The organism is Plantibacter cousiniae (nom. nud.) (assembly GCF_977070315.1).
This window is the reverse complement of sequence record NZ_CDRVEU010000003.1, coordinates 495,542-515,878: the sequence shown is the minus strand read 5'-3', so window position 1 is coordinate 515,878 and position 20,337 is coordinate 495,542. Positions and strand designations below refer to the sequence as shown.

The window sequence follows — 20,337 nt, the reverse complement described above, 5'->3', positions numbered from 1 at the left end:
GCTTGAGTCTGCGGATTCGTTGTGCGCTTTAAACCGACGAGCCTCTGCTGATCGAGCATTACCTCGTCAAGAGGCGTTCCTGACGCGGTTGACCGCCACGCCCTGGCCCATGGTCGCTGCCTAGCCAACGTTCCTGGAGGTATGTCATGCAGCATTGGAAACGCACCATCGAGCAGGCCAATCGCTGTTTCAATCTCGGCGAGTGGGTCGAGGCCCGCGAGTTGTACCTTCAGGCGCTGGCGTTGGCGCAAGTCCTGTTCGAACGCTGGGCGGATGCCGACGAAGCGGTTGCGGCCTGTGTGATTTCTCACCATAACCTGGCGGATCTGCACCTGAGTCTGGGCCAGCCGGAGGAGAGCGCCGAGTACCTGTGTGCCATCCACCAGCACCTGTTGCGGACCCTGCAGGATCAGCGCCTCCCGCCCGCCCTGCGCGAGGCGGCCTTGCGTCATAGCAGCAAAACCTACGCCGAGCTGCTGAGTTTCATCAGCGAACATGGCGAATACCCGCGCACCCATCGGTTGCTGAACAGCAGCGGCGAGCATACGCGCTCAGCGCTGCAACGCCATTCGGCAGCCCCTTCCGGACTTTTCTACGGAGCACACTGACATGCCATACACCTTGCCCGCACTGCCTTACGCATACGATGCCCTTGAACCGCATATCGATGCGCAAACCATGGAAATCCACTACACCAAGCATCACCAGACGTACATCAACAACCTCAATGCAGCGGTCGAAGGCACGGAGTTTGCGGACTGGTCTGTCGAGAAACTCGTCGCCAGTGTCCAGCAATTGCCTGAAAACCTGCGTCCAGCGGTGATCAATCAGGGTGGCGGCCATGCCAATCATTCGTTGTTCTGGGAAGTCATGGTGCCGGGCGGGGGAGGCTTGCCCACAGGCGCTGTCGCGTTGGCGATTGACGAACAACTGGGCGGCTACGAAAGCTTCAAGGAAGCGTTCACCAAGGCCGCGTTGACCCGATTCGGCAGTGGCTGGGCATGGCTGAGCGTCACGCCTGACAAGAAGCTGGTGGTGGAAAGCAGCGGTAATCAGGACAGCCCGCTGATGAACGGCAACACGCCGATTCTAGGGCTGGACGTGTGGGAGCACGCTTACTACCTGCGCTATCAGAACCGTCGTCCCGAATACATCAACGCGTTCTACAACGTGATCAACTGGGATGAGGTGTCCCGCCGTTATCAGGCCGCCCTGGCCTGAGCCTGGCACCCGGACCCAAGGCAACCCATGCGCTTCGGATTCCTTACGCTCAGTACTGCGCGGTTATTTCGGCTGGTAGTGGGTAGCGTGCTGTTGTTGGCGGGTATGGCGCTACTGGTTGCCCATGGGCTGAGCTGGATGCACTTGCAAGGCTGGTGGTGACGTATACCGCGTTTGTCCGAGGGCTTATTCGCCCTCATCAAACCGGTTGTTGATCAGCTCGACCAGGCCATCGAGCGCTTCCTGTTCGAATTCGCCTTCAGTGTGCAGGTGGATCTCGGTGCCCTTGCCGGCAGCCAGCATCATCACGGCCATGATGCTTTTGCCGTCGACCATGCTCTCCGGAGTGCGGCCGACCCTGATCTTGCAGGGGAACTTGCCTGCGACGCCGACGAATTTGGCGGCAGCGCGGGCATGCAGGCCCAGTTTGTTGATGATGGTGATTTGACGAGCGGGCATCGCAGTGAAAATCCTTCAGCTGAGGTCGCGGTGGCGGACCTGAACGTTCTTGAGTGATTGTTGCAAAACCTGACCAAGCCGCTCGGTCAGGTAGACCGAACGGTGGTGTCCGCCGGTGCAGCCGATGGCAATGGTAACGTAGGAACGGTTACTGGCTGCAAACCGGGGTAGCCATTTGTTCAGGTAGGCAAAGATGTCCTGAAACATTTCTTCGACATCAGGCTGCACCGACAGGTAGTCGATAACAGGCTGTTCAAGCCCTGAATGGTCGCGCAGTTCTGGCTTCCAGTAGGGATTGGGCAGGCAGCGCACATCGAATACCAGGTCTGCATCGATGGGCATGCCACGCTTGAAACCAAATGACTCGATCAGAAACGCCGTGCCTGGCTCGGGCTTGTTCAGCAGGCGAAGCTTGAGCGCGTCGCGCAACTGATAGAGGTTCAGGTGGGTGGTGTTGATCTTCAGGTCGGCCAGATCGATGATCGGGCCAAGCAGTGCGGTCTCGTCGCGTATCGCTTCAGCCAGCGAACGATCGGCCGTGCTCAGGGGGTGGCGGCGCCGGGTTTCCGAGAAGCGCTTGAGCAGGGTGGCTTCGTCTGCATCCAGGTAGAGCACGTCGCACTGAATATTGCGCGCGCGTACTTCATTCAGCATCTGCGGAAAACGGGTCAGATGGCTGGGCAGGTTGCGCGCATCTATCGAAACCGCCAGCAACGGTTCGGCGAGTTCGGTGTTGATCAGAGCGCGTTCCGCCAGCTCCGGCAGCAGACCTGCCGGCAGGTTATCGACACAGTAAAAACCGTTGTCTTCCAGCACGTCGAGCGCCGTACTCTTGCCTGAGCCGGAGCGACCGCTGACGATGATCATGCGCATGGTCAGTTTCCGTTCTGCACGTCCAGCACCACTTGATAAAGCGCCTGAGCGCTTTCGGCACTGCGCAGGCGCTTACGCACATCTTTGTCGTCGAGCATGCTGGCGATCTGGCGCAGCAGCTCCAGGTGCTCATCGGTAGCGGCTTGCGGGACCAGCAGGACGAACAGCAGGTCAACCGGCGCGCCATCGATGGCGTCGAAATCCACGGGTGTAGCGAGGTGAATGACTGCACTGACAGGCTCGCTGCAGTCAGCAAGGCGGCAGTGGGGAATGGCAATACCGTTGCCAAAACCGGTCGAGCCCAGTTTTTCCCGGGCAACGAGGCTTGCGAATACTGTATCCGAAACCATGCCCGGCACTTCACGGCCGATCAGGTTGGCAATTTCTTCGAGTACACGCTTTTTGCTGCCACCCGGCACGTTCACGAGGGAGCGGCCGGGGGTCAGGATATTTTCGATTCGGATCATTAAATGGGCGTTAGCGAGCGGCCGCACCTTTGAGGATGCTTTGCTGCTTTTCCTTATGCTTGAGCAATTGTCGGTCTAGCTTGTCAGTGAGCAGGTCGATGGCAGCGTACATGTCATCATGTTCAGCATTGGCAACGACCTCTCCACCATGGATGTGCAACGTGGCTTCGATCTTCTGCTTGAGCTTTTCGACCGTCATCGTGACCTGCACGTTGGTAATCTTGTCAAAATGCCCTTCGAGCTTCTTGAGCTTGAGCTCAACGTATTCACGAAGGGGTTTGGTCACTTCCAGTTGGTGTCCACTGATGTTGACTTGCATACAGCTTTCTCCTTTGCCAGTGCATAAAGAGGCAGGCATGGCGCCTGCCACTGGGACGCTGTGGCTCGGCCTGCATCACATCAGTCGCTTACGCTCACTGGAAGGGGCGATCCCGAGAGACTCACGGTACTTGGCGACTGTGCGACGGGCTACTTGAATGCCTTGTGCCTCCAGTAAACCAGCGATCTTGCTATCACTCAACGGCTTTTTCTGATTTTCCGCCGCAACCAGTTTTTTGATGATTGCGCGAATTGCCGTGGACGAGCATTCGCCGCCCTCGGAGGTGCTCACATGGCTTGAGAAGAAGTATTTCAGCTCGTAAATGCCGCGTGGGGTGTGCATGAATTTCTGCGTGGTCACCCGCGAGATGGTCGATTCGTGCATGCCCACTGCCTCGGCAATGTCGTGCAGGACGAGCGGCTTCATGGCCTCGTCGCCGTACTCGAGGAAACCGCGCTGGTGTTCGACGATCTGCGTGGCGACCTTCATCAGTGTTTCGTTGCGGCTTTGCAGGCTTTTGATGAACCAGCGCGCTTCCTGCAACTGATTGCGCATGAAGGTGTTGTCTGCGCTGGTGTCAGCGCGCCGCACGAAGCCCGCGTATTGCGGATTGACTCGCAGGCGTGGCACCGACTCCTGATTGAGTTCGACCAGCCAGCGTTCGTTGTCCTTGCGCACGATCACGTCCGGAATGACGTATTCGGCTTCGGTGGATTCGATCTGCGAGCCTGGACGCGGGTTGAGGCTTTGCACCAGCTCGATGACCTGGCGCAGCTCGTCTTCCTTGAGCTTCATGCGCCGCATCAGCTGGCCGTAGTCGCGGCTTCCGAGCAGATCGATGTAGTCGTTGACCAGGCGCTGTGCTTCTGTCAGCCACGGCGTTTTCGCTGGCAGCTGGCGCAGTTGCAGCAGCAGGCATTCGCTCAGATTGCGAGCACCGATGCCGGCAGGTTCGAACTGCTGGATGCGATGCAGTACGGCTTCGATCTCGTCGAGCTCGATGTCCAGCTCAGGGTCGAACGACTCGAGAATCTCATCGAGCGTCTCGTCGAGATAGCCCTGATTGTTGATGCAGTCGATCAACGTGACCGCCACCAGACGGTCCTTGTCGGACATCGGCGCAACATTCAACTGCCACAGCAGATGGCTTTGCAGGCTTTCACCGGCGGAGGTACGTGTGGTGAAGTCCCACTCGTCGTCATCGTTGCTTGGCAGGCTGCTGGCGCTGGTCTGGTAGATGTCTTCCCATGCGGTATCGACGGGCAGCTCGTTGGGAATGCGCTCGTTCCATTCACCGTCTTCAAGATTGTCCACGGTAGGCGCGGATTCCTGATAGGTCGGTTCCTGAACGTCGGGGTTGGGCTTTTGTTCGATGTTGTCGGCAAGCGGGTCGGAGTTGTCGAAGTCGTCGCCTTCTTCCTGCCGCTCCAGCATAGGGTTTGACTCCAGCGCTTCCTGGATCTCCTGCTGAAGATCCAGAGTTGAAAGCTGAAGTAAGCGGATTGCCTGTTGCAGCTGCGGTGTCATCGTCAGCTGCTGGCCCATTCTCAAGACTAGCGATGGTTTCATGGCAGGGGCTAAACACCTTATTCGCCGGCGCGCATGCGCCATCTACTACAGGCGCCGTGGCGCCAACTTAAGCAAATTATATGCCTGAAACCTGTGCATTTGCCTAGAGTGATATGACAAATAAAATGTTGTCAATACACTGCGTAGGCATCAATCGGCTGCGAAGCGCAAAGGGGCAGTCGATTAAAGGCGGAACTCGTGGCCGAGGTAGACCTCTTTCACCAGCTGGTTCGCCAGAATGGTCTCGGAGTCGCCTTCCGCAATCAGCTGTCCATCGTTGACGATGTAGGCCGTTTCGCAGATATCCAGTGTTTCCCGGACGTTGTGGTCGGTGATCAGTACACCGATGCCCTTGGCCTTGAGATGGTGAATGATCTGCTTGATGTCGCCTACCGAAATAGGGTCGACACCTGCGAATGGTTCATCCAGCAGGATGAATTTCGGCGCGGTGGCCAGGGCTCGGGCGATTTCCACACGGCGACGTTCACCACCCGACAGGCTCATGCCCAGGTTGTCGCGGATATGGGTGATGTGGAACTCCTGCAGAAGGCTTTCCAGTTCCTTGCGACGCGCACCGGCGTCGAGCTCCTTGCGGGTCTCGAGAATCGCCATGATGTTGTCGGACACTGAGAGCTTGCGGAAGATCGAGGCTTCCTGTGGCAGGTAGCCGATACCCGCGCGGGCGCGACCGTGCATGGGTTGATGGCTGACATCCAGATCGTCAATCAGCACACGACCCTGATCAGCCTGGACCAGACCCACGATCATGTAGAAGCAGGTGGTCTTGCCGGCGCCGTTCGGGCCCAGCAGGCCGACGATCTGGCCGCTGTCGATGGAGATGCTCACATCGCGCACGACCTGCCGGCTTTTGTAGCTTTTAGCCAGATGCTGGGCTTTGAGCGTCGCCATTTACTGGGCCTTCTGAGGTTGATCGGTTTTCTTTTTCGGCTGGATGACCATGTCGATACGCGGACGTGGTGTGGTCACCTTGGCGCCGCCATTGGCCCGACCGGCGCTGACGACCTGTCTGACCGTGTCGTAGACGATCTTCTCGCCTTCCGAGGTATTGCCATCATTGATGACCTTGGCCTTGTCGATCAGGACGATACGGTCCTGGCCAGCGTAATACTGGATGGTGACGGCATAGGCCTGCACGATCGGTTTATCCACGGCAGGCTTCTGCTCGTAGTAGGCCAGGTTGCCAACGGAGGTGAATACGTCGACTTCGCCCTGGGCGTTGCGCGTGATCGTCACGGTGTTGCCCGTGATTTTCATCGAGCCCTGAGTGATGATGACATTGCCCTTGTAAGTCGCCACGCCTTTCTTGTCATCGAGCTGAGCATCGTCAGACTGGATGTGGATAGGCTGATCTCGGTCGGTTGGCAGGGACCAGGCGCTCGCGCTTCCCAGTGCTGCGCCCAGGCCGAGCAATAAAGGAAGAGTTTTAACGAGCCTCATACTGTCCTCTTACGTTGGACAGCAGGTCCATCCTGCTGTCTTTCAAATACGCTTTCATTCCCTTGGCCGTAGTGACACCGCCCGCGCCGTCGATTCTAACGTCTTGGTCGGTCTCCGCATATTCCTTCTGAGGAAATACGGTCATGCGACTGCTGGTAATAATGGTCGTACGCTGTTTTTCATCGGTGCGCTCAACACGAACGGAATCCATCAGCTCGACCTGATCGCCACTGGACGAAACTTCACCTCGTTTGCTTTGCACGTGCCACGGAAATGCTCCGCCGCGGTACATGTTCAGATTGGGTGTCGTCAGCAGGCTCACATCTGTAGCCTTCACATGCTCGACCTTGTCGGATGTCATGTCGTACTGAAGTGTGCCATCTGGCAGATACTGCACGCTGCGAGTATTGACCGCATAGTAGTCGATCGCCGTGTCGTCAATCGACGCATCAGGCTGGTCCATGAAGCTTTCCGGGCTGATGTTCCAGTAGCCGACCGCTGCCAGCAGCAGCGCCAGTACCCCGAGAAGCAGGAACTTGCGAATTTTTTTAGTGAACATAATGGCTTCTATAAATAGGCGGAGTGAGCCGCTTCAAGGTTGCCTTGCGCACTCAGAATCAGTTCGCAGAATTCGCGCGCTGCGCCTTCGCCGCCTCGCGCCCTGGTTATCCCGTGTGCATGCTCGCGTACAAAGCCGGCAGCATTGGCCACTGCCATGCCCAGACCTACGCGTCTGATGACGGGCAAGTCTGGCAGATCATCACCCAGATAGGCGACTTGTTCGTAACTCAGATTGAGTTCTGTCAGCAACTTGTCCAGCACTACCAGTTTGTCTTCACGCCCCTGGAACAGGTGTTCAATGCCCAGGCTCTTTGCCCGGCGCTCGACTATCGCGGTCTTGCGGCCACTGATGATCGCCGTGGTGACGCCCGAGGCTATCAGCATTTTAATGCCTTGGCCGTCGAGGGTATTGAATGTCTTGATCTCGCTACCGTCTTCCATGAAGTAAAGGCGGCCATCGGTCAGCACGCCATCGACGTCGAAGACTGCCAGCTTGATGGCCTTGCCGCGTTGCATGAGATCCTGGGTCATTATTTCGGTTTCCATTACATGACGCCTGCGCGCAGGAGATCCTGCAGGTTGAATGCGCCAACCGGCCGGTCGTTCTGGTCTACGACAACAAGCGCACTGATTTTGTTGTCCTCCATGATTTTCAGCGCCTCGGCGGCGAGCATCTCGGCATGGGCGGTCTTGCCATGAAGCGTCATGACCTCATCGATGATGGTCTGGCGGATATCGACAGGGCGGTCCAGCGTCCGGCGCAAGTCACCGTCCGTGAAGATGCCGGCCAGGGTGCCATCGGCTTCGACGATGGCGGTCATGCCCAGACCTTTACGAGTCATTTCAAGCAGTGCGTCGCGCAGCAGGGTACCGCGTTGCACGCTGGGCAGTGATTCGCCGGAGTGCATCACATTCTCGACCTTGAGCAGCAGGCGACGACCCAATGCGCCGCCCGGATGTGAGAATGCGAAATCTTCGGCGGTGAAACCGCGGGCGTCGAGCAGCGCTACGGCGAGGGCGTCGCCCATGACCAGTGCGGCGGTTGTCGAGGACGTCGGTGCCAGGTTGAGCGGGCAGGCCTCATGCACGACATGCGCGTTGAGGTTGATGTCGGCAGCCTTGGCCAGAATGGACTCGGGGTCGCCGGTCAGGCTGATCATCTTTATGCCCAGGCGCTTGATCAGTGGCAGCAGGGTGACGATTTCGTTGGTGCTGCCAGAGTTCGACAAGGCCAGGATGATGTCGTCACGGGTGATCATGCCCATGTCGCCATGGCTGGCTTCGGCCGGATGCACGAAAAAAGAGGTGGTGCCCGTGCTCGCCAGCGTGGCAGCGATCTTGTTGCCGATATGTCCGGACTTGCCCATGCCGACCACGACCACGCGCCCTTTGCTGGCAAGGATCATTTCGCACGCGCGCACGAAATCGCCGTCAAGACGTTCAAGCAAGCCTTGTATGGCTTCTATCTCAAGGCGAATGGTGCGTTGCGCCGATTGGATCAGGTCACTGGATTGGTTCATGTCTGGAAAGGGTCAGCCTGCTGAAAGGCGGCGATTATAGCGGTAATGAACGATTCCCTCACGTCTGATCGTCGTTGTGTTGTTTTTAAACGAATTTCCTACGTACCTGCGGGTCTGTATTCAAGCCTGTGGCCATAACATTGTGGTACAGAATAATTCAGCGAATACCTGAACCGCTCGGTTCTCTTCTTGGGGGCGGGTGGCTGCGGTGATATAGTTCGCGGCCTGTTCGGCACGCCTGGACAGCCTGTCGGTGTTCAAAAACCGACGGCTCAAGGCGGAAGCTGTATCGCAAGGAGTTTAGATGAGTCCTGATGACGCCTATGCGGTCGAGTTGAAAGGTGTGTCTTTCAAACGCGGTGCGCGCAGCATTTTCAATAACGTTGATATTCGTATTCCGCGCGGCAAGGTTACCGGGATCATGGGGCCGTCAGGTTGCGGCAAGACCACCCTGTTGCGCCTGATGGGTGCCCAGTTGCGCCCGAGCGAGGGGCAGGTGTGGGTCAATGGCCAGAATCTGCCGGAGCTGTCGCGCAGTGATCTGTTCGATGCCCGCAAGCAGATGGGCGTTTTGTTTCAGAGCGGTGCACTGTTTACCGATCTGGATGTTTTCGAAAACGTCGCCTTTCCCCTGCGCGTGCACACCGAGCTGCCGGAAGAAATGATCCGCGACATCGTTCTGCTCAAGCTTCAGGCCGTGGGCCTGCGCGGCGCGGTGGAACTGATGCCGGACGAATTATCGGGCGGCATGAAGCGTCGTGTCGCGCTGGCGCGCGCAATCGCTCTCGATCCGCAGATTCTCATGTATGACGAGCCCTTTGTCGGGCAGGACCCTATTGCGATGGGGGTGCTGGTGCGTCTGATCCGGCTGCTTAACGACGCACTGGGTATCACCAGCATCGTGGTGTCCCATGACCTCAGCGAGACTGCGAGCATTGCCGACTATCTATATGTCGTCGGCGACGGGCAGGTGCTGGGGCAGGGTACGCCGCAGGAACTGATGTCCTCGGACAATCCACGTATTCGTCAATTCATGACCGGCGAGCCGGACGGCCCTGTACCGTTCCACTATCCGGCGCCGGATTTTCGCGAAGATCTATTGGGGAAGCGCTGATGCGCAATAAGTCACTGATGGACCGGGTCAGCCTGCTGGGGCGTTCGGCCATTGATATTGTTACTGTTCTGGGGCGTTCCGGTCTGTTTCTGGTGCATGCCCTGCTCGGTCGCGGCGGTGCCGGCAGCAGTTTTCAATTGCTGGTCAGGCAGCTGTATTCGGTGGGGGTCATGTCGCTGGTCATCATTGTGGTGTCCGGCATGTTCATCGGCATGGTACTGGCGTTGCAGGGCTTCAGCATCCTGACCAAATACGGTTCGGAGCAGGCGGTCGGCCAGATGGTTGCCCTGACCCTGCTGCGTGAACTCGGTCCTGTTGTGACGGCCTTGCTGTTCGCCGGTCGTGCCGGGTCTGCATTGACCGCCGAGATCGGCAACATGAAATCCACCGAGCAGCTGTCGAGCCTGGAAATGATCGGTGTCGATCCACTCAAGTACATCGTTGCGCCGCGTCTGTGGGCCGGCTTCATCTCGTTGCCGATTCTGGCGATGATTTTCAGCGTGGTCGGTATCTGGGGGGCTTCCTGGGTGGCGATCGATTGGCTCGGAGTCTATGACGGTTCTTTCTGGTCGAACATGCAGAACAGCGTTTCTTTCACGAACGATGTGCTCAATGGGGTGATCAAAAGCGTCGTATTTGCCTTCGTGGTGACATGGATTGCCGTTTTCCAGGGTTACGATTGCGAGCCTACTTCCGAGGGGATCAGTCGCGCGACGACCAGAACCGTCGTATACGCCTCGTTGGCCGTGCTGGGACTGGACTTTATTTTGACCGCTTTGATGTTTGGAGATTTCTGATGCAAAACCGTGCCATCGAAACCGGAGTCGGTCTGTTCCTGCTGGCGGGGATACTGGCTCTGCTCCTGCTGGCCCTGCGAGTCAGTGGTCTGAGCACGAGCGCGAGCACCGACACTTATAAACTTTATGCCTACTTCGACAATATTGCCGGTTTGACTGTCAGAGCCAAGGTAAGCATGGCTGGCGTCACGATCGGCAAGGTGACGGCGATCGATCTGGATCGCGATACCTTTACCGGTCGCGTCACGCTGGAGATTCAGAAGAAGGTCGATAACCTGCCTTCGGACTCGACTGCGTCGATTCTGACTGCCGGTTTGCTGGGTGAAAAATACATCGGTCTGAGCGTCGGTGGCGATGACAAGCTGCTCAAGGATGGCGGGACTATCCATGACACGCAGTCGTCGCTGGTGCTGGAAGACCTGATCGGAAAATTCCTGCTCAATACTGTTAGTAAAGACGCCAAGTGAGGAGCTTCAAATGATCTCTATTCTGCGCCGTGGCCTGCTGGTATTGCTGGCCACTCTGCCAATGCTGGCGAATGCCGCGGCGACCCCGTCGGCTCATGACCTGGTGGAGCGCACCACCAAGGAACTGTTGAGTGACCTGGCGACCAATCGCGAGCAGTACAAAGCCAACCCAAGCGCGTTCTATGATGCACTGAACCGCATTGTCGGTCCTGTCGTGGATGCCGATGGCATTTCCAAAAGCATCATGACCGTGAAGTACTCCCGCAAGGCGAGCCCTGAACAGGTGAAGCGTTTCGAGGAAAACTTCAAGCGCAGCCTGATGCAGTTCTACGGCAATGCCTTGCTTGAATTCAACAACCAGGGCATCACCGTCGCACCTGCCAAGGACGAAGGCGATGACCGCACCAGCGTTGACATGCAGGTCAAGGGCAATAACGGCGCGATCTATCCGGTTTCCTACACGCTGGTCAAGCTGAACGGAGAGTGGAAAGTGCGTAACGTTGTCATCAACGGTATCAATATCGGCAAGCTGTTCCGTGATCAGTTCGCCGATGCCATGCAGCGCAACGGCAACAACCTGGATACCACCATCAACAACTGGGCTGGCGAAGTGGCCAAGACCAAATCTACCGTTGATGCCACGCAGAAGCCGGTGCAATGACCGAATCTGCCGTCCGCCTCGTCGGGCCGGGTGAGCTCAGGCTGATCGGTGTGCTGGATTACCGTACAGGGCCGCAACTGCGCAAGCAGGGTGCGGCACTGATCAAGTCCGGTGATCTGGCAGACCTCACGCTTGACTGCTCGGGTGTCGAGAAGTCCAGCAGCGTCGGCCTGGCCTTGTTGCTGGCGTTCATGCGCGACGCCCGGGATGCGGGCAAGTCGATGACCATCCGCGCACTCCCCGAAGACATGCGCCAGATAGCTCGCGTATCAGGTTTGACCGAGCTGCTGGACGCCCACTGAAAGGCATCATCGAAAAAGCCCTTTATCCGGGACCTGCTTGTCGGGCTTCGCATAACATGGGCTTTTTTTGTATGATGCCAGACCCGCGCGCGTACAGCGCCGATCGAGGTTAAGCATGCAGGCCGTAGAAGTTAAAAGCTTCCTTGAAGGAAAGCTGCCGGAAATCAAAGTGGAAGTCGAAGGCGAAGGCTGCAACTTCCAGTTGAACATCATCAGCGACGAGTTGGCCGGCCTGAGCCCGGTCAAACGTCAGCAACAGATTTATACCCATCTGAACCCCTGGATTGCCGATGGCAGCATCCACGCGGTGACCATGAAATTTTTCAGCCGCGCTGCATGGGCCGAGCGTTCCTGAGCCAATTGGTGTCGAGACTCTAATGGATAAATTGATTATTACCGGCGGCGTTCGTCTTGATGGCGAAATTCGCATTTCCGGGGCAAAGAACTCTGCCCTGCCGATCCTTGCCGCCACGTTGCTGGCGGACGGACCCGTCACCGTTCAGAACCTGCCGCACCTGCACGACATCACTACCATGATCGAGCTGTTCGGTCGCATGGGCATCGAGCCTGTTATCGATGAAAAGCTCAGTGTCGAAATCGATCCGCGCACCATCAAGACCCTGGTCGCCCCGTACGAACTGGTGAAAACCATGCGTGCGTCGATTCTGGTGCTGGGCCCGATGGTCGCTCGATTCGGTGAGGCCGAAGTGGCTCTGCCAGGCGGCTGTGCCATCGGTTCGCGTCCGGTCGACCTGCACATCCGTGGTCTTGAAGCCATGGGCGCGATCATCGACGTCGAAGGTGGCTACATCAAGGCCAAGGCACCCGAGGGTGGCTTGCGCGGTGCCAACTTCTTCTTCGATACCGTGAGCGTGACCGGTACTGAGAACATCATGATGGCAGCCAGCCTCGCCAACGGTCGCAGCGTGCTGCAGAACGCCGCACGCGAGCCCGAGGTTGTCGATCTGGCCAACTTCCTGATCGCAATGGGCGCCAAGATTCACGGTGCAGGCACCGACACCATCACCATCGATGGCGTCAAACGTCTGGGCCCGGCCACTTACAAGGTCATGCCTGACCGTATCGAGACCGGCACCTACCTGGTGGCCGCTGCTGTTACCGGCGGTCGCGTCAAGGTCAAGGACACCGATCCGACCATCCTCGAAGCTGTGCTGCTCAAGCTTCAGGAGGCGGGTGCTGAAGTCACGACCGGTGAAGACTGGATCGAGCTGAACATGCACGGCAAGCGTCCAAAGGCGGTCAATGTGCGTACCGCGCCTTACCCGGCGTTCCCGACCGACATGCAGGCGCAGTTCATTTCGCTCAACGCGATTGCCGAAGGCACGGGGGCGGTCATCGAGACCATCTTCGAAAACCGCTTCATGCACGTGTATGAAATGCACCGCATGGGTGCTCAGATTCAGGTTGAAGGCAACACCGCCATTGTCACCGGCACCGAAGTACTCAAGGGCGCGCCAGTCATGGCGACCGACCTGCGTGCATCAGCCAGTCTGGTGATCTCGGCGCTGGTCGCTCAGGGCGACACGCTGATCGACCGCATCTACCACATAGACCGTGGTTACGAGTGCATCGAAGAGAAGCTGCAAATGCTGGGTGCCAAGATCCGCCGCGTTCCGGGCTAGCAGCACGCGGCCCTGATGCCGCTGGCATCGGGGCCGCCTGTTCTGTCGCGGGTGTGATTTCTGATTCGTTTCACTTCAGGTCAACAGGCCTGAGGGTTGTCATGCGCCGCTTGCGTGTGACAAAAGTTTCCTGATAAGGACTTACGTTTCCCATGTTGACCATCGCACTGTCCAAGGGCCGCATTCTTGATGACACCCTGCCGCTTCTCGCTGAAGCGGGCATCGTGCCGACCGAGAATCCGGACAAGAGCCGCAAGCTCATCATCCCCACGACTCAGGCCGATGTGCGCCTGCTGATCGTGCGCGCCACCGACGTGCCGACCTATGTCGAGCATGGTGCCGCCGATCTGGGTGTCGCGGGCAAGGATGTGTTGATGGAATACACCGGTCAGGGCCTCTATGAGCCGCTGGACCTGCAGATTGCCAAGTGCAAGCTGATGACCGCTGGCGCCATCGGTGCGGTCGAGCCCAAGGGCCGTCTGCGCGTGGCTACCAAGTTCGTCAACGTTGCCAAGCGTTACTACGCCGAGCAGGGCCGTCAGGTCGATATCATCAAGTTGTACGGCTCCATGGAGCTGGCACCGCTGATTGGCCTGGCAGACAAGATCATCGATGTGGTCGACACCGGTAACACCTTGCGCGCCAACGGCCTCGAGCCTCAGGAACTGATCGCGACCATCAGTTCGCGTCTGGTGGTCAACAAGGCCTCCATGAAGATGCAGCACGCACGTATCCAGGCCCTCATCGACACCCTGCGCAAGGCAGTGGAGTCGCGACACCGTAGCTGATCCATTCACGCAACGTTGAGTTGCGTCCAGCTATCCGTGTCATAGCCAAATTTCTCAGGTGCCTGCGCGGATAGCTTGGTAGCTTTAGGCTCCTGAGCATCCGCCAATTATTGAGGCCCCGCTATGACCACTCCCACTGCAATTCGCCGACTCGACGCTGCTGACCCGGATTTCGCACGACATCTGGATCATCTGCTGAGCTGGGAAAGTGTGTCTGACGATTCGGTCAACCAGCGCGTGCTCGACATCATCAAGGCGGTGCGTGAGCGGGGCGACGCGGCGCTGGTCGAGTTCACCCAGAAGTTCGACGGGCTACAGGTTGCGTCGATGGCCGACCTGATCCTGCCTCGCCAGCGCCTGGAGCTGGCGTTGACGCGCATTACCCCGGTTCAGCGCGAAGCCCTGGAAAAGGCCGCCGAGCGTGTACGCAGCTACCACGAAAAGCAGAAGCAGGATTCCTGGAGCTACACCGAGGCCGACGGCACGGTGCTGGGCCAGAAGGTCACGCCGCTGGACCGTGCAGGCCTGTACGTGCCGGGTGGCAAGGCTTCCTACCCGTCTTCGGTATTGATGAACGCTATACCGGCCAAGGTGGCAGGCGTGACCGAAGTGGTCATGGTCGTGCCGACGCCGCGTGGTGAAATCAACGAGCTGGTGCTGGCCGCTGCCTGTATTGCAGGGGTTGACCGGGTGTTCACCATCGGCGGGGCGCAAGCTGTTGCCGCGCTGGCGTACGGTACTGAAAGCGTGCCGAAAGTCGACAAGGTGGTCGGTCCTGGCAACATTTACGTGGCGACCGCCAAGCGTCATGTGTTCGGTCAGGTGGGGATCGACATGATCGCCGGTCCTTCCGAAATTCTGGTGGTGTGTGACGGCCAGACCGATCCTGACTGGATTGCCATGGACCTGTTCTCCCAGGCCGAGCACGACGAAGATGCCCAGGCCATTCTGGTCAGTCCGGATGCCGAATTTCTCGACAAGGTCGCCGCCAGCATCACCCGTCTGCTACCGACCATGGAGCGGGCGGCCATCGTCGAAACGTCGATCAATGGCCGCGGTGCGCTGATAAAGGTGGCTGACATGGCCCAGGCTATCGAAGTCGCCAATCGCATTGCGCCCGAGCACCTTGAACTGTCGGTCGCCGATCCGGAAGCCTGGCTGCCGCAGATCCGCCATGCGGGTGCGATCTTCATGGGGCGCCACACCTCCGAAGCACTGGGCGACTACTGCGCAGGTCCCAACCATGTGTTGCCGACCTCTGGCACGGCGCGTTTCTCTTCACCGCTGGGCGTCTACGATTTCCAGAAGCGCTCGTCGATCATCTATTGCTCGCCGCAAGGTGCGTCCGAGCTGGGCAAGACAGCGTCCGTGCTGGCTCGTGGCGAATCCCTGAGCGGCCACGCGCGCAGTGCCGAATATCGAATCACTGACCCTGACTGGAAAGCAGGCAACACAGAGGATGGCAAATAATGAGCAAATTCTGGAGCCCTTTTGTCAGCGATCTGGTGCCTTATGTGCCGGGCGAACAGCCGAAGCTGACCCGACTGGTCAAGCTTAATACCAATGAAAACCCGTATGGCCCTTCGCCAAAGGCCATCGACGCCATGCGCGCTGCGCTGACCGACGACTTGCGTCTGTACCCGGACCCCAACAGTGATCTGCTCAAGCACGCTGTCGCCGATTACTACAAGGTGCAGCCCAATCAGGTGTTCCTGGGCAATGGCTCGGATGAAGTGCTGGCGCACATTTTCCACGCTTTGTTTCAGCACGATGCTCCGCTTCTGTTCCCGGATATCAGCTACAGCTTCTATCCGGTGTATTGCGGCCTGTATGGCATCGACTATGAAACGGTCCCGCTGGATGAGCAGTTCCAGATCCGTGCTGCGGACTATGCCAAGCCGAATGCCGGGATCATCTTCCCCAACCCGAATGCGCCGACGGGTTGCCTGCTCGGTCTGGACAAGGTCGAGCAGATCATCAAGGCCAGCCCGGATTCGGTGGTGGTCGTCGATGAAGCGTATATCGACTTTGGTGGCGAGACAGCCATTACACTGATCGACCGTTACCCGAACCTGCTGGTCACTCAGACCCTGTCCAAGTCGCGCTCGCTGGCCGGTCTGCGCGTCGGCCTGGCGGTGGGGCATCCTGACCTGATCGAGGCGCTGGAGCGAGTCAAGAACAGCTTCAACTCCTACCCGCTGGATCGCATGGCCAACGTGGGAGGGGCAGCGGCTTTCGAGGATCGCGAGCACTTCGAGACGACCCGCAACAAGGTCATCGAAAGCCGCGAGGCGCTGGTCGAGCAGTTGCAGGGCAAGGGCTTTGAAGTGCTGCCATCGGCAGCCAACTTCATCTTCGCTCGCCACCCGCAACACGATGCCGCAGCACTGGCCGCCAAACTGCGCGAGCAGGGCGTCATCGTCCGCCACTTCAAACAGCAGCGAATCGCCCAGTTCCTGCGTATCAGCATCGGCACGACAGAGCAGCATCAGGCGTTGCTGGAAGGTCTGAGCGACATCTGAGACGCGGATCGGTCAGCCCGAAAACGGGCTGACCTTGCGCTGCCACAGGATCATCGATGCCGCAGAGCATCCGCATGGCCTGGAAACACCGCCGACCTATGTGAGTAATTCAAATGGCTCGAAAACACCCCGGACCTGTGTGGGAGCGAGCTTGCTCGCGAAGAGGCCCGTTCAGCCGCTGAAACTCCATTGATCAGGTAATCCGCCTTCGCGAGCAAGCTCGCTCCCACAAGATCATCGCTGCCGCAGAGCATCCACATGGCTTGAAACACTTCGGACCCGTGTGAGTGTCTCGCATGGTTTGAAAACACTCCGGACCTGTGGGAGCGAGCTTGCTCGCGAAAGGGCCTGCACAAACGCCGAAAATGCGTCGATTGAAACACTTTCTTCGCGAGCAAGCTCGCCCCTCACGCCCTCCGGGCAGAAGCCCGGACGCCCTTTATTCCCGGCGTCACAGATCTGTGCTGTACCGCACTTTCAGGTAATGGCGCATCACTCCGGCGCTGCGGCGGGTGTCGGGGCGGGTGGTGGGCGCAGGCCGACCTCGGCGCTCAGGCGCATCTCCTTGCCGTTGCGCATCACGTCGATAGCAATCTTGTCCTTGGGTTTGGTGCGCGCCACCTGGTTCATCGAGCGACGACCGTCGCCGGCAGGTTCGCCATTGATGCTCAGGATCACGTCGCCCAGTTGCAGGCCGGCTTTCTGCGCCGGTCCGTCGCGGAAGATGCCGGCCACAACGATACCTGGACGATCCTTCAGCCCGAAGGATTCGGCCAGTTCCTGGGTCAGGGGTTGAACTTCGATGCCCAGCCAGCCACGAATGACCTGACCGTGCTCGATGATCGACTTCATGACATCCATTGCCAATTTGGTCGGAATAGCGAAGCCGATGCCCTGGGAGCCGCCGGACTTGGAAAAAATCGCGGTATTGATACCGATCAGATTGCCGCTGGCGTCTACCAGCGCACCGCCCGAGTTACCCGGGTTGATGGCCGCATCGGTCTGAATGAAGTCTTCATAAGTGTTGAGGCCCAATTGATTGCGCCCGGTGGCACTGATGATCCCCATGGTCACGGTCTGGCCGACCCCGAACGGGTTGCCGATCGCCAGCGCAACATCGCCGATGCGGATGCTGTCAGAGCGCGCGATAGTAATCGCGGGCAGGTTTTTCAAATCGATCTTGAGCACCGCCAGGTCGGTTTCCGGGTCATTGCCGATGACCCGGGCAATGGTTTCGCGGCCGTCTTTTAGCGCTACCACGATCTGGTCCGCGCCAGTGGTGACGTGGTTGTTGGTCAGTATGTAGCCTTCAGGGCTCATCATCACGCCAGAACCCAGGCTCGATTCCATACGCTTCTGCTTGGGCGTGTTGTCGCCGAAGAAGCGGCGGAACTGCGGGTCTTCGAAAAGCGGGTTGTTGCCCTTGTTGACCATCTTGGTGGTATAGAGGTTGACCACCGCGGGCGCTGCGGCAATGACCGCGTCGGCATAGGAAGACGGACCTTGCATGACGTTGGTGGTCTGTGGGGCCTGTTGCAGATTGACATCCAGGCTCGGCAGACCGACCCACTGCGGATAGCGCTGAATAATCAGCATGGCGATAAGCACGCCAGCCAGCAATGGCCAGCCGAAAAAACGCAGTGCCTTGAACATTTAACAAGTCCTGATGGTTGCGGGCGCAGAAAGTTTTGCCACGGGTGCGCCATAATGGCGGGCATTATACGAGTACAACGCAGCTCTGAACTGCATATTTAGGAGTCTTTTATGGCTGTTGCCCTGAGCACCCTGGTCGAAGAAGCCGACCGCTATCTGAACAGTGCCCGGATTCAGGATTACTGCCCCAATGGCCTGCAGGTCGAAGGGCGGCCGCAAGTCATGCGCATCGTCAGTGGCGTGACGGCCAGTCAGGCCCTGCTGGATGCGGCAGTCGATGCCCAGGCTGATCTGGTTCTGGTTCACCACGGTTATTTCTGGAAGGGCGAAAACCCGTGTGTCGTCGGCATGAAGCAGCGTCGCCTGAAGACCTTGCTCAAACACGACATCAGCCTGCTGGCCTATCACCTGCCGCTGGATGTGCATCCCGAGGTGGGCAACAACGTGCAACTGGCGCGTCAACTGGACATCACGGTCGAAGGCCCTCTGGACCCTGAAAACCCGCGTGTGGTCGGGTTGATCGGCTCGTTGTCCGAGCCCATGACTGCGCGGGATTTTGCCCGTCGCGTGCAGGATGCGCTGGGGCGTGAGCCATTGCTCATCGAAGGCAGTCAGATGATTCGCCGTGTCGGCTGGTGCACGGGCGGTGGTCAGAACTACATTGATCAGGCAGTGCTGGAAGGCGTCGATCTGTTCCTCAGTGGCGAAGCGTCAGAGCAGACGTTTCATAGCGCACGCGAGAATGACATCAGCTTCATTGCGGCCGGTCATCATGCCACCGAGCGCTATGGCGTGCAGGCGCTGGGCGATTATCTGGCGCGACGGTTTGCGCTCGAGCATATCTTCATCGACTGCCCGAACCCGATTTGAACGATCAAACAGCAGGGCATATGCATAGATCGTTTCGATCTAGCTGCATCGCTGATTAGCGATATCACGCATGTTAAAGTGCCCGGCTCGAATACGGCCCGCTGGCCGCCCCGGGGTTTCCCGGTCCATAACGAACGCAATCCGTGAGTAGCCATGGTTGACAAACTGACGCATCTGAAACAGCTGGAGGCGGAAAGCATCCACATCATCCGCGAGGTCGCCGCCGAGTTCGATAACCCGGTGATGCTGTACTCGATCGGCAAGGATTCGGCCGTGATGCTGCACCTGGCGCGCAAGGCATTCTTCCCCGGTAAACTGCCATTCCCGGTCATGCACGTCGATACGCGCTGGAAATTCCAGGAGATGTATCGCTTCCGCGACCAGATGGTCGAGGAAATGGGGCTGGACCTGATCACCCACATCAACCCCGATGGCGTGGCACAGGGCATCAACCCGTTCACCCACGGCAGCGCCAAACACACCGACATCATGAAGACCGAGGGCCTGAAGCAGGCGCTCGACAAGCATGGTTTCGACGCCGCCTTTGGCGGTGCCCGACGCGATGAAGAAAAGTCCCGGGCCAAGGAACGCGTCTACTCGTTCCGCGACAGCAAGCACCGCTGGGACCCGAAAAACCAGCGTCCCGAGCTGTGGAACGTCTACAACGGCAACGTCAACAAAGGTGAGTCGATCCGTGTGTTCCCGCTCTCCAACTGGACCGAGCTGGACATCTGGCAGTACATCTACCTTGAAGGCATCCCGATCGTGCCGCTGTATTTCGCCGCCGAGCGCGACGTCATCGAGAAGAACGGCACGCTGATCATGATCGACGACGAGCGCATCCTCGAGCATCTCACCGATGAAGAGAAGTCGCGCATCGTCAAGAAAAAGGTCCGTTTCCGCACCCTCGGCTGCTACCCGCTGACCGGTGCTGTCGAGTCCGAAGCGACCAGCCTGACCGACATCATTCAGGAAATGTTGCTGACGCGAACTTCCGAGCGCCAAGGCCGGGTCATTGACCATGACGGCGCTGGCTCGATGGAAGAAAAGAAACGTCAGGGTTATTTCTAAGG

The 20,337-nt window shown here is 58.5% G+C and carries 26 protein-coding genes; 15 read left to right on the top strand and 11 right to left on the bottom strand.

The window, feature by feature from the left end; genetic code table 11:
• Positions 1-146: 146 nt before the first annotated feature.
• From ACW55A_RS09155 to ACW55A_RS09145, 3 genes are read left to right on the top strand one after another with little or no spacing between them, the layout of a single operon-like run.
• On the top strand, positions 147-608 hold the full coding sequence (locus ACW55A_RS09155) for a DUF2753 family protein (RefSeq protein WP_044309009.1): 462 nt from the start codon (positions 147-149) through the stop codon (positions 606-608).
• 1 nt (position 609) lies between these two features.
• Complete coding sequence (locus tag ACW55A_RS09150; protein WP_003364098.1) at positions 610-1,221, top strand: superoxide dismutase; 612 nt, start codon at positions 610-612, stop codon at positions 1,219-1,221.
• A 27-nt stretch (positions 1,222-1,248) separates the two neighbouring features.
• On the top strand, positions 1,249-1,383 hold the full coding sequence (locus ACW55A_RS09145; protein ID WP_255301235.1) for a hypothetical protein: 135 nt from the start codon (positions 1,249-1,251) through the stop codon (positions 1,381-1,383).
• Positions 1,384-1,407: 24 nt separating this feature from the next.
• Here the strand turns inward: ACW55A_RS09145 and ACW55A_RS09140 are convergent, their stop codons facing one another.
• The 10 genes from ACW55A_RS09140 to ACW55A_RS09095 all read right to left on the bottom strand — a co-directional run bounded on the left by ACW55A_RS09140 (position 1,408) and on the right by ACW55A_RS09095 (position 8,447).
• The gene (locus ACW55A_RS09140; protein WP_003364097.1) at positions 1,408-1,680 is read right to left on the bottom strand and encodes an HPr family phosphocarrier protein; all 273 of its coding nucleotides are present in this window, start codon (positions 1,678-1,680) and stop codon (positions 1,408-1,410) included.
• 15 nt (positions 1,681-1,695) lie between these two features.
• Positions 1,696-2,553: an RNase adapter RapZ gene (gene rapZ, locus ACW55A_RS09135; protein WP_003364096.1), complete on the bottom strand. Its 858-nt coding sequence runs from the start codon at positions 2,551-2,553 to the stop codon at positions 1,696-1,698.
• Positions 2,554-2,555: 2 nt separating this feature from the next.
• Complete coding sequence (gene ptsN, locus ACW55A_RS09130; protein ID WP_003364094.1) at positions 2,556-3,020, bottom strand: PTS IIA-like nitrogen regulatory protein PtsN; 465 nt, start codon at positions 3,018-3,020, stop codon at positions 2,556-2,558.
• Between the two features lie 10 nt (positions 3,021-3,030).
• A complete protein-coding gene (gene hpf, locus ACW55A_RS09125) occupies positions 3,031-3,339 on the bottom strand; it encodes a ribosome hibernation-promoting factor, HPF/YfiA family (protein WP_002555091.1) in 309 nt (102 codons plus the stop codon).
• A 75-nt stretch (positions 3,340-3,414) separates the two neighbouring features.
• On the bottom strand, positions 3,415-4,908 hold the full coding sequence (locus ACW55A_RS09120; RefSeq protein ID WP_455808425.1) for an RNA polymerase factor sigma-54: 1,494 nt from the start codon (positions 4,906-4,908) through the stop codon (positions 3,415-3,417).
• A gap of 183 nt (positions 4,909-5,091) precedes the next feature.
• Positions 5,092-5,817 carry an LPS export ABC transporter ATP-binding protein gene (gene lptB, locus ACW55A_RS09115; RefSeq protein WP_002555089.1) on the bottom strand — a complete coding sequence of 242 codons (726 nt, stop codon included), beginning with the start codon at positions 5,815-5,817 and terminating at the stop codon, positions 5,092-5,094.
• A complete protein-coding gene (lptA, locus tag ACW55A_RS09110; protein WP_002555088.1) occupies positions 5,818-6,366 on the bottom strand; it encodes a lipopolysaccharide transport periplasmic protein LptA in 549 nt (182 codons plus the stop codon). It abuts the gene before it with no gap.
• Positions 6,353-6,925 carry an LPS export ABC transporter periplasmic protein LptC gene (gene lptC / locus ACW55A_RS09105; RefSeq protein WP_455808427.1) on the bottom strand — a complete coding sequence of 191 codons (573 nt, stop codon included), beginning with the start codon at positions 6,923-6,925 and terminating at the stop codon, positions 6,353-6,355. Before lptC ends, lptA begins: the two co-directional genes overlap by 14 nt.
• An 8-nt stretch (positions 6,926-6,933) precedes the next feature.
• Positions 6,934-7,473, bottom strand: a complete 540-nt coding sequence (locus ACW55A_RS09100) for a KdsC family phosphatase (RefSeq protein WP_455808428.1) — start codon at positions 7,471-7,473, stop codon at positions 6,934-6,936.
• Positions 7,473-8,447, bottom strand: coding sequence for a KpsF/GutQ family sugar-phosphate isomerase (locus ACW55A_RS09095; RefSeq protein WP_003418815.1), 975 nt, complete (start codon positions 8,445-8,447; stop codon positions 7,473-7,475). The genes ACW55A_RS09100 and ACW55A_RS09095 overlap by 1 nt, the downstream gene beginning before the upstream one ends.
• A 304-nt stretch (positions 8,448-8,751) precedes the next feature.
• Here ACW55A_RS09095 and ACW55A_RS09090 point away from each other — a divergent pair, with 304 nt between their 5' ends.
• The 10 genes from ACW55A_RS09090 (at position 8,752) to hisC (ending at position 16,741) form a co-directional block, all read left to right on the top strand.
• The gene (locus tag ACW55A_RS09090; RefSeq protein ID WP_003313589.1) at positions 8,752-9,561 is read left to right on the top strand and encodes an ATP-binding cassette domain-containing protein; all 810 of its coding nucleotides are present in this window, start codon (positions 8,752-8,754) and stop codon (positions 9,559-9,561) included.
• Positions 9,561-10,358, top strand: a complete 798-nt coding sequence (mlaE, locus tag ACW55A_RS09085) for a lipid asymmetry maintenance ABC transporter permease subunit MlaE (RefSeq protein WP_003364085.1) — start codon at positions 9,561-9,563, stop codon at positions 10,356-10,358. The genes ACW55A_RS09090 and mlaE overlap by 1 nt, the downstream gene beginning before the upstream one ends.
• Positions 10,358-10,825: an outer membrane lipid asymmetry maintenance protein MlaD gene (mlaD, locus tag ACW55A_RS09080; RefSeq protein ID WP_003313587.1), complete on the top strand. Its 468-nt coding sequence runs from the start codon at positions 10,358-10,360 to the stop codon at positions 10,823-10,825. Before mlaE ends, mlaD begins: the two co-directional genes overlap by 1 nt.
• Before the next feature lie 10 nt (positions 10,826-10,835).
• Positions 10,836-11,486: an MlaC/ttg2D family ABC transporter substrate-binding protein gene (locus ACW55A_RS09075; RefSeq protein WP_003364082.1), complete on the top strand. Its 651-nt coding sequence runs from the start codon at positions 10,836-10,838 to the stop codon at positions 11,484-11,486.
• A complete protein-coding gene (locus ACW55A_RS09070) occupies positions 11,483-11,788 on the top strand; it encodes an STAS domain-containing protein (RefSeq protein WP_003431491.1) in 306 nt (101 codons plus the stop codon). The genes ACW55A_RS09075 and ACW55A_RS09070 overlap by 4 nt, the downstream gene beginning before the upstream one ends.
• A 115-nt stretch (positions 11,789-11,903) precedes the next feature.
• The gene (locus ACW55A_RS09065) at positions 11,904-12,143 is read left to right on the top strand and encodes a BolA family protein (protein ID WP_002555079.1); all 240 of its coding nucleotides are present in this window, start codon (positions 11,904-11,906) and stop codon (positions 12,141-12,143) included.
• A 22-nt stretch (positions 12,144-12,165) separates the two neighbouring features.
• Positions 12,166-13,431, top strand: a complete 1,266-nt coding sequence (murA, locus tag ACW55A_RS09060; RefSeq protein WP_002555078.1) for a UDP-N-acetylglucosamine 1-carboxyvinyltransferase — start codon at positions 12,166-12,168, stop codon at positions 13,429-13,431.
• A 152-nt stretch (positions 13,432-13,583) separates the two neighbouring features.
• Positions 13,584-14,219: an ATP phosphoribosyltransferase gene (gene hisG / locus ACW55A_RS09055; RefSeq protein ID WP_002555077.1), complete on the top strand. Its 636-nt coding sequence runs from the start codon at positions 13,584-13,586 to the stop codon at positions 14,217-14,219.
• A 123-nt stretch (positions 14,220-14,342) separates the two neighbouring features.
• A complete protein-coding gene (hisD, locus tag ACW55A_RS09050) occupies positions 14,343-15,689 on the top strand; it encodes a histidinol dehydrogenase (RefSeq protein WP_058397322.1) in 1,347 nt (448 codons plus the stop codon).
• Positions 15,689-16,741 carry a histidinol-phosphate transaminase gene (gene hisC, locus ACW55A_RS09045; protein WP_455808429.1) on the top strand — a complete coding sequence of 351 codons (1,053 nt, stop codon included), beginning with the start codon at positions 15,689-15,691 and terminating at the stop codon, positions 16,739-16,741. Before hisD ends, hisC begins: the two co-directional genes overlap by 1 nt.
• Positions 16,742-17,233: 492 nt before the next feature.
• Here the strand turns inward: hisC and algW are convergent, their stop codons facing one another.
• Entirely contained in the window at positions 17,234-18,394 is a 1,161-nt protein-coding gene (gene algW / locus ACW55A_RS09040) for a Do family serine endopeptidase AlgW (RefSeq protein WP_002555073.1), read from the bottom strand.
• 111 nt (positions 18,395-18,505) lie between these two features.
• Here algW and ACW55A_RS09035 point away from each other — a divergent pair, with 111 nt between their 5' ends.
• Together ACW55A_RS09035 and cysD are read left to right on the top strand one after the other, a co-directional pair.
• Positions 18,506-19,264, top strand: coding sequence for a Nif3-like dinuclear metal center hexameric protein (locus tag ACW55A_RS09035; RefSeq protein ID WP_003364071.1), 759 nt, complete (start codon positions 18,506-18,508; stop codon positions 19,262-19,264).
• A 153-nt stretch (positions 19,265-19,417) separates the two neighbouring features.
• Positions 19,418-20,335 carry a sulfate adenylyltransferase subunit CysD gene (gene cysD / locus ACW55A_RS09030; RefSeq protein ID WP_003313577.1) on the top strand — a complete coding sequence of 306 codons (918 nt, stop codon included), beginning with the start codon at positions 19,418-19,420 and terminating at the stop codon, positions 20,333-20,335.
• Positions 20,336-20,337 lie beyond the last annotated feature (2 nt).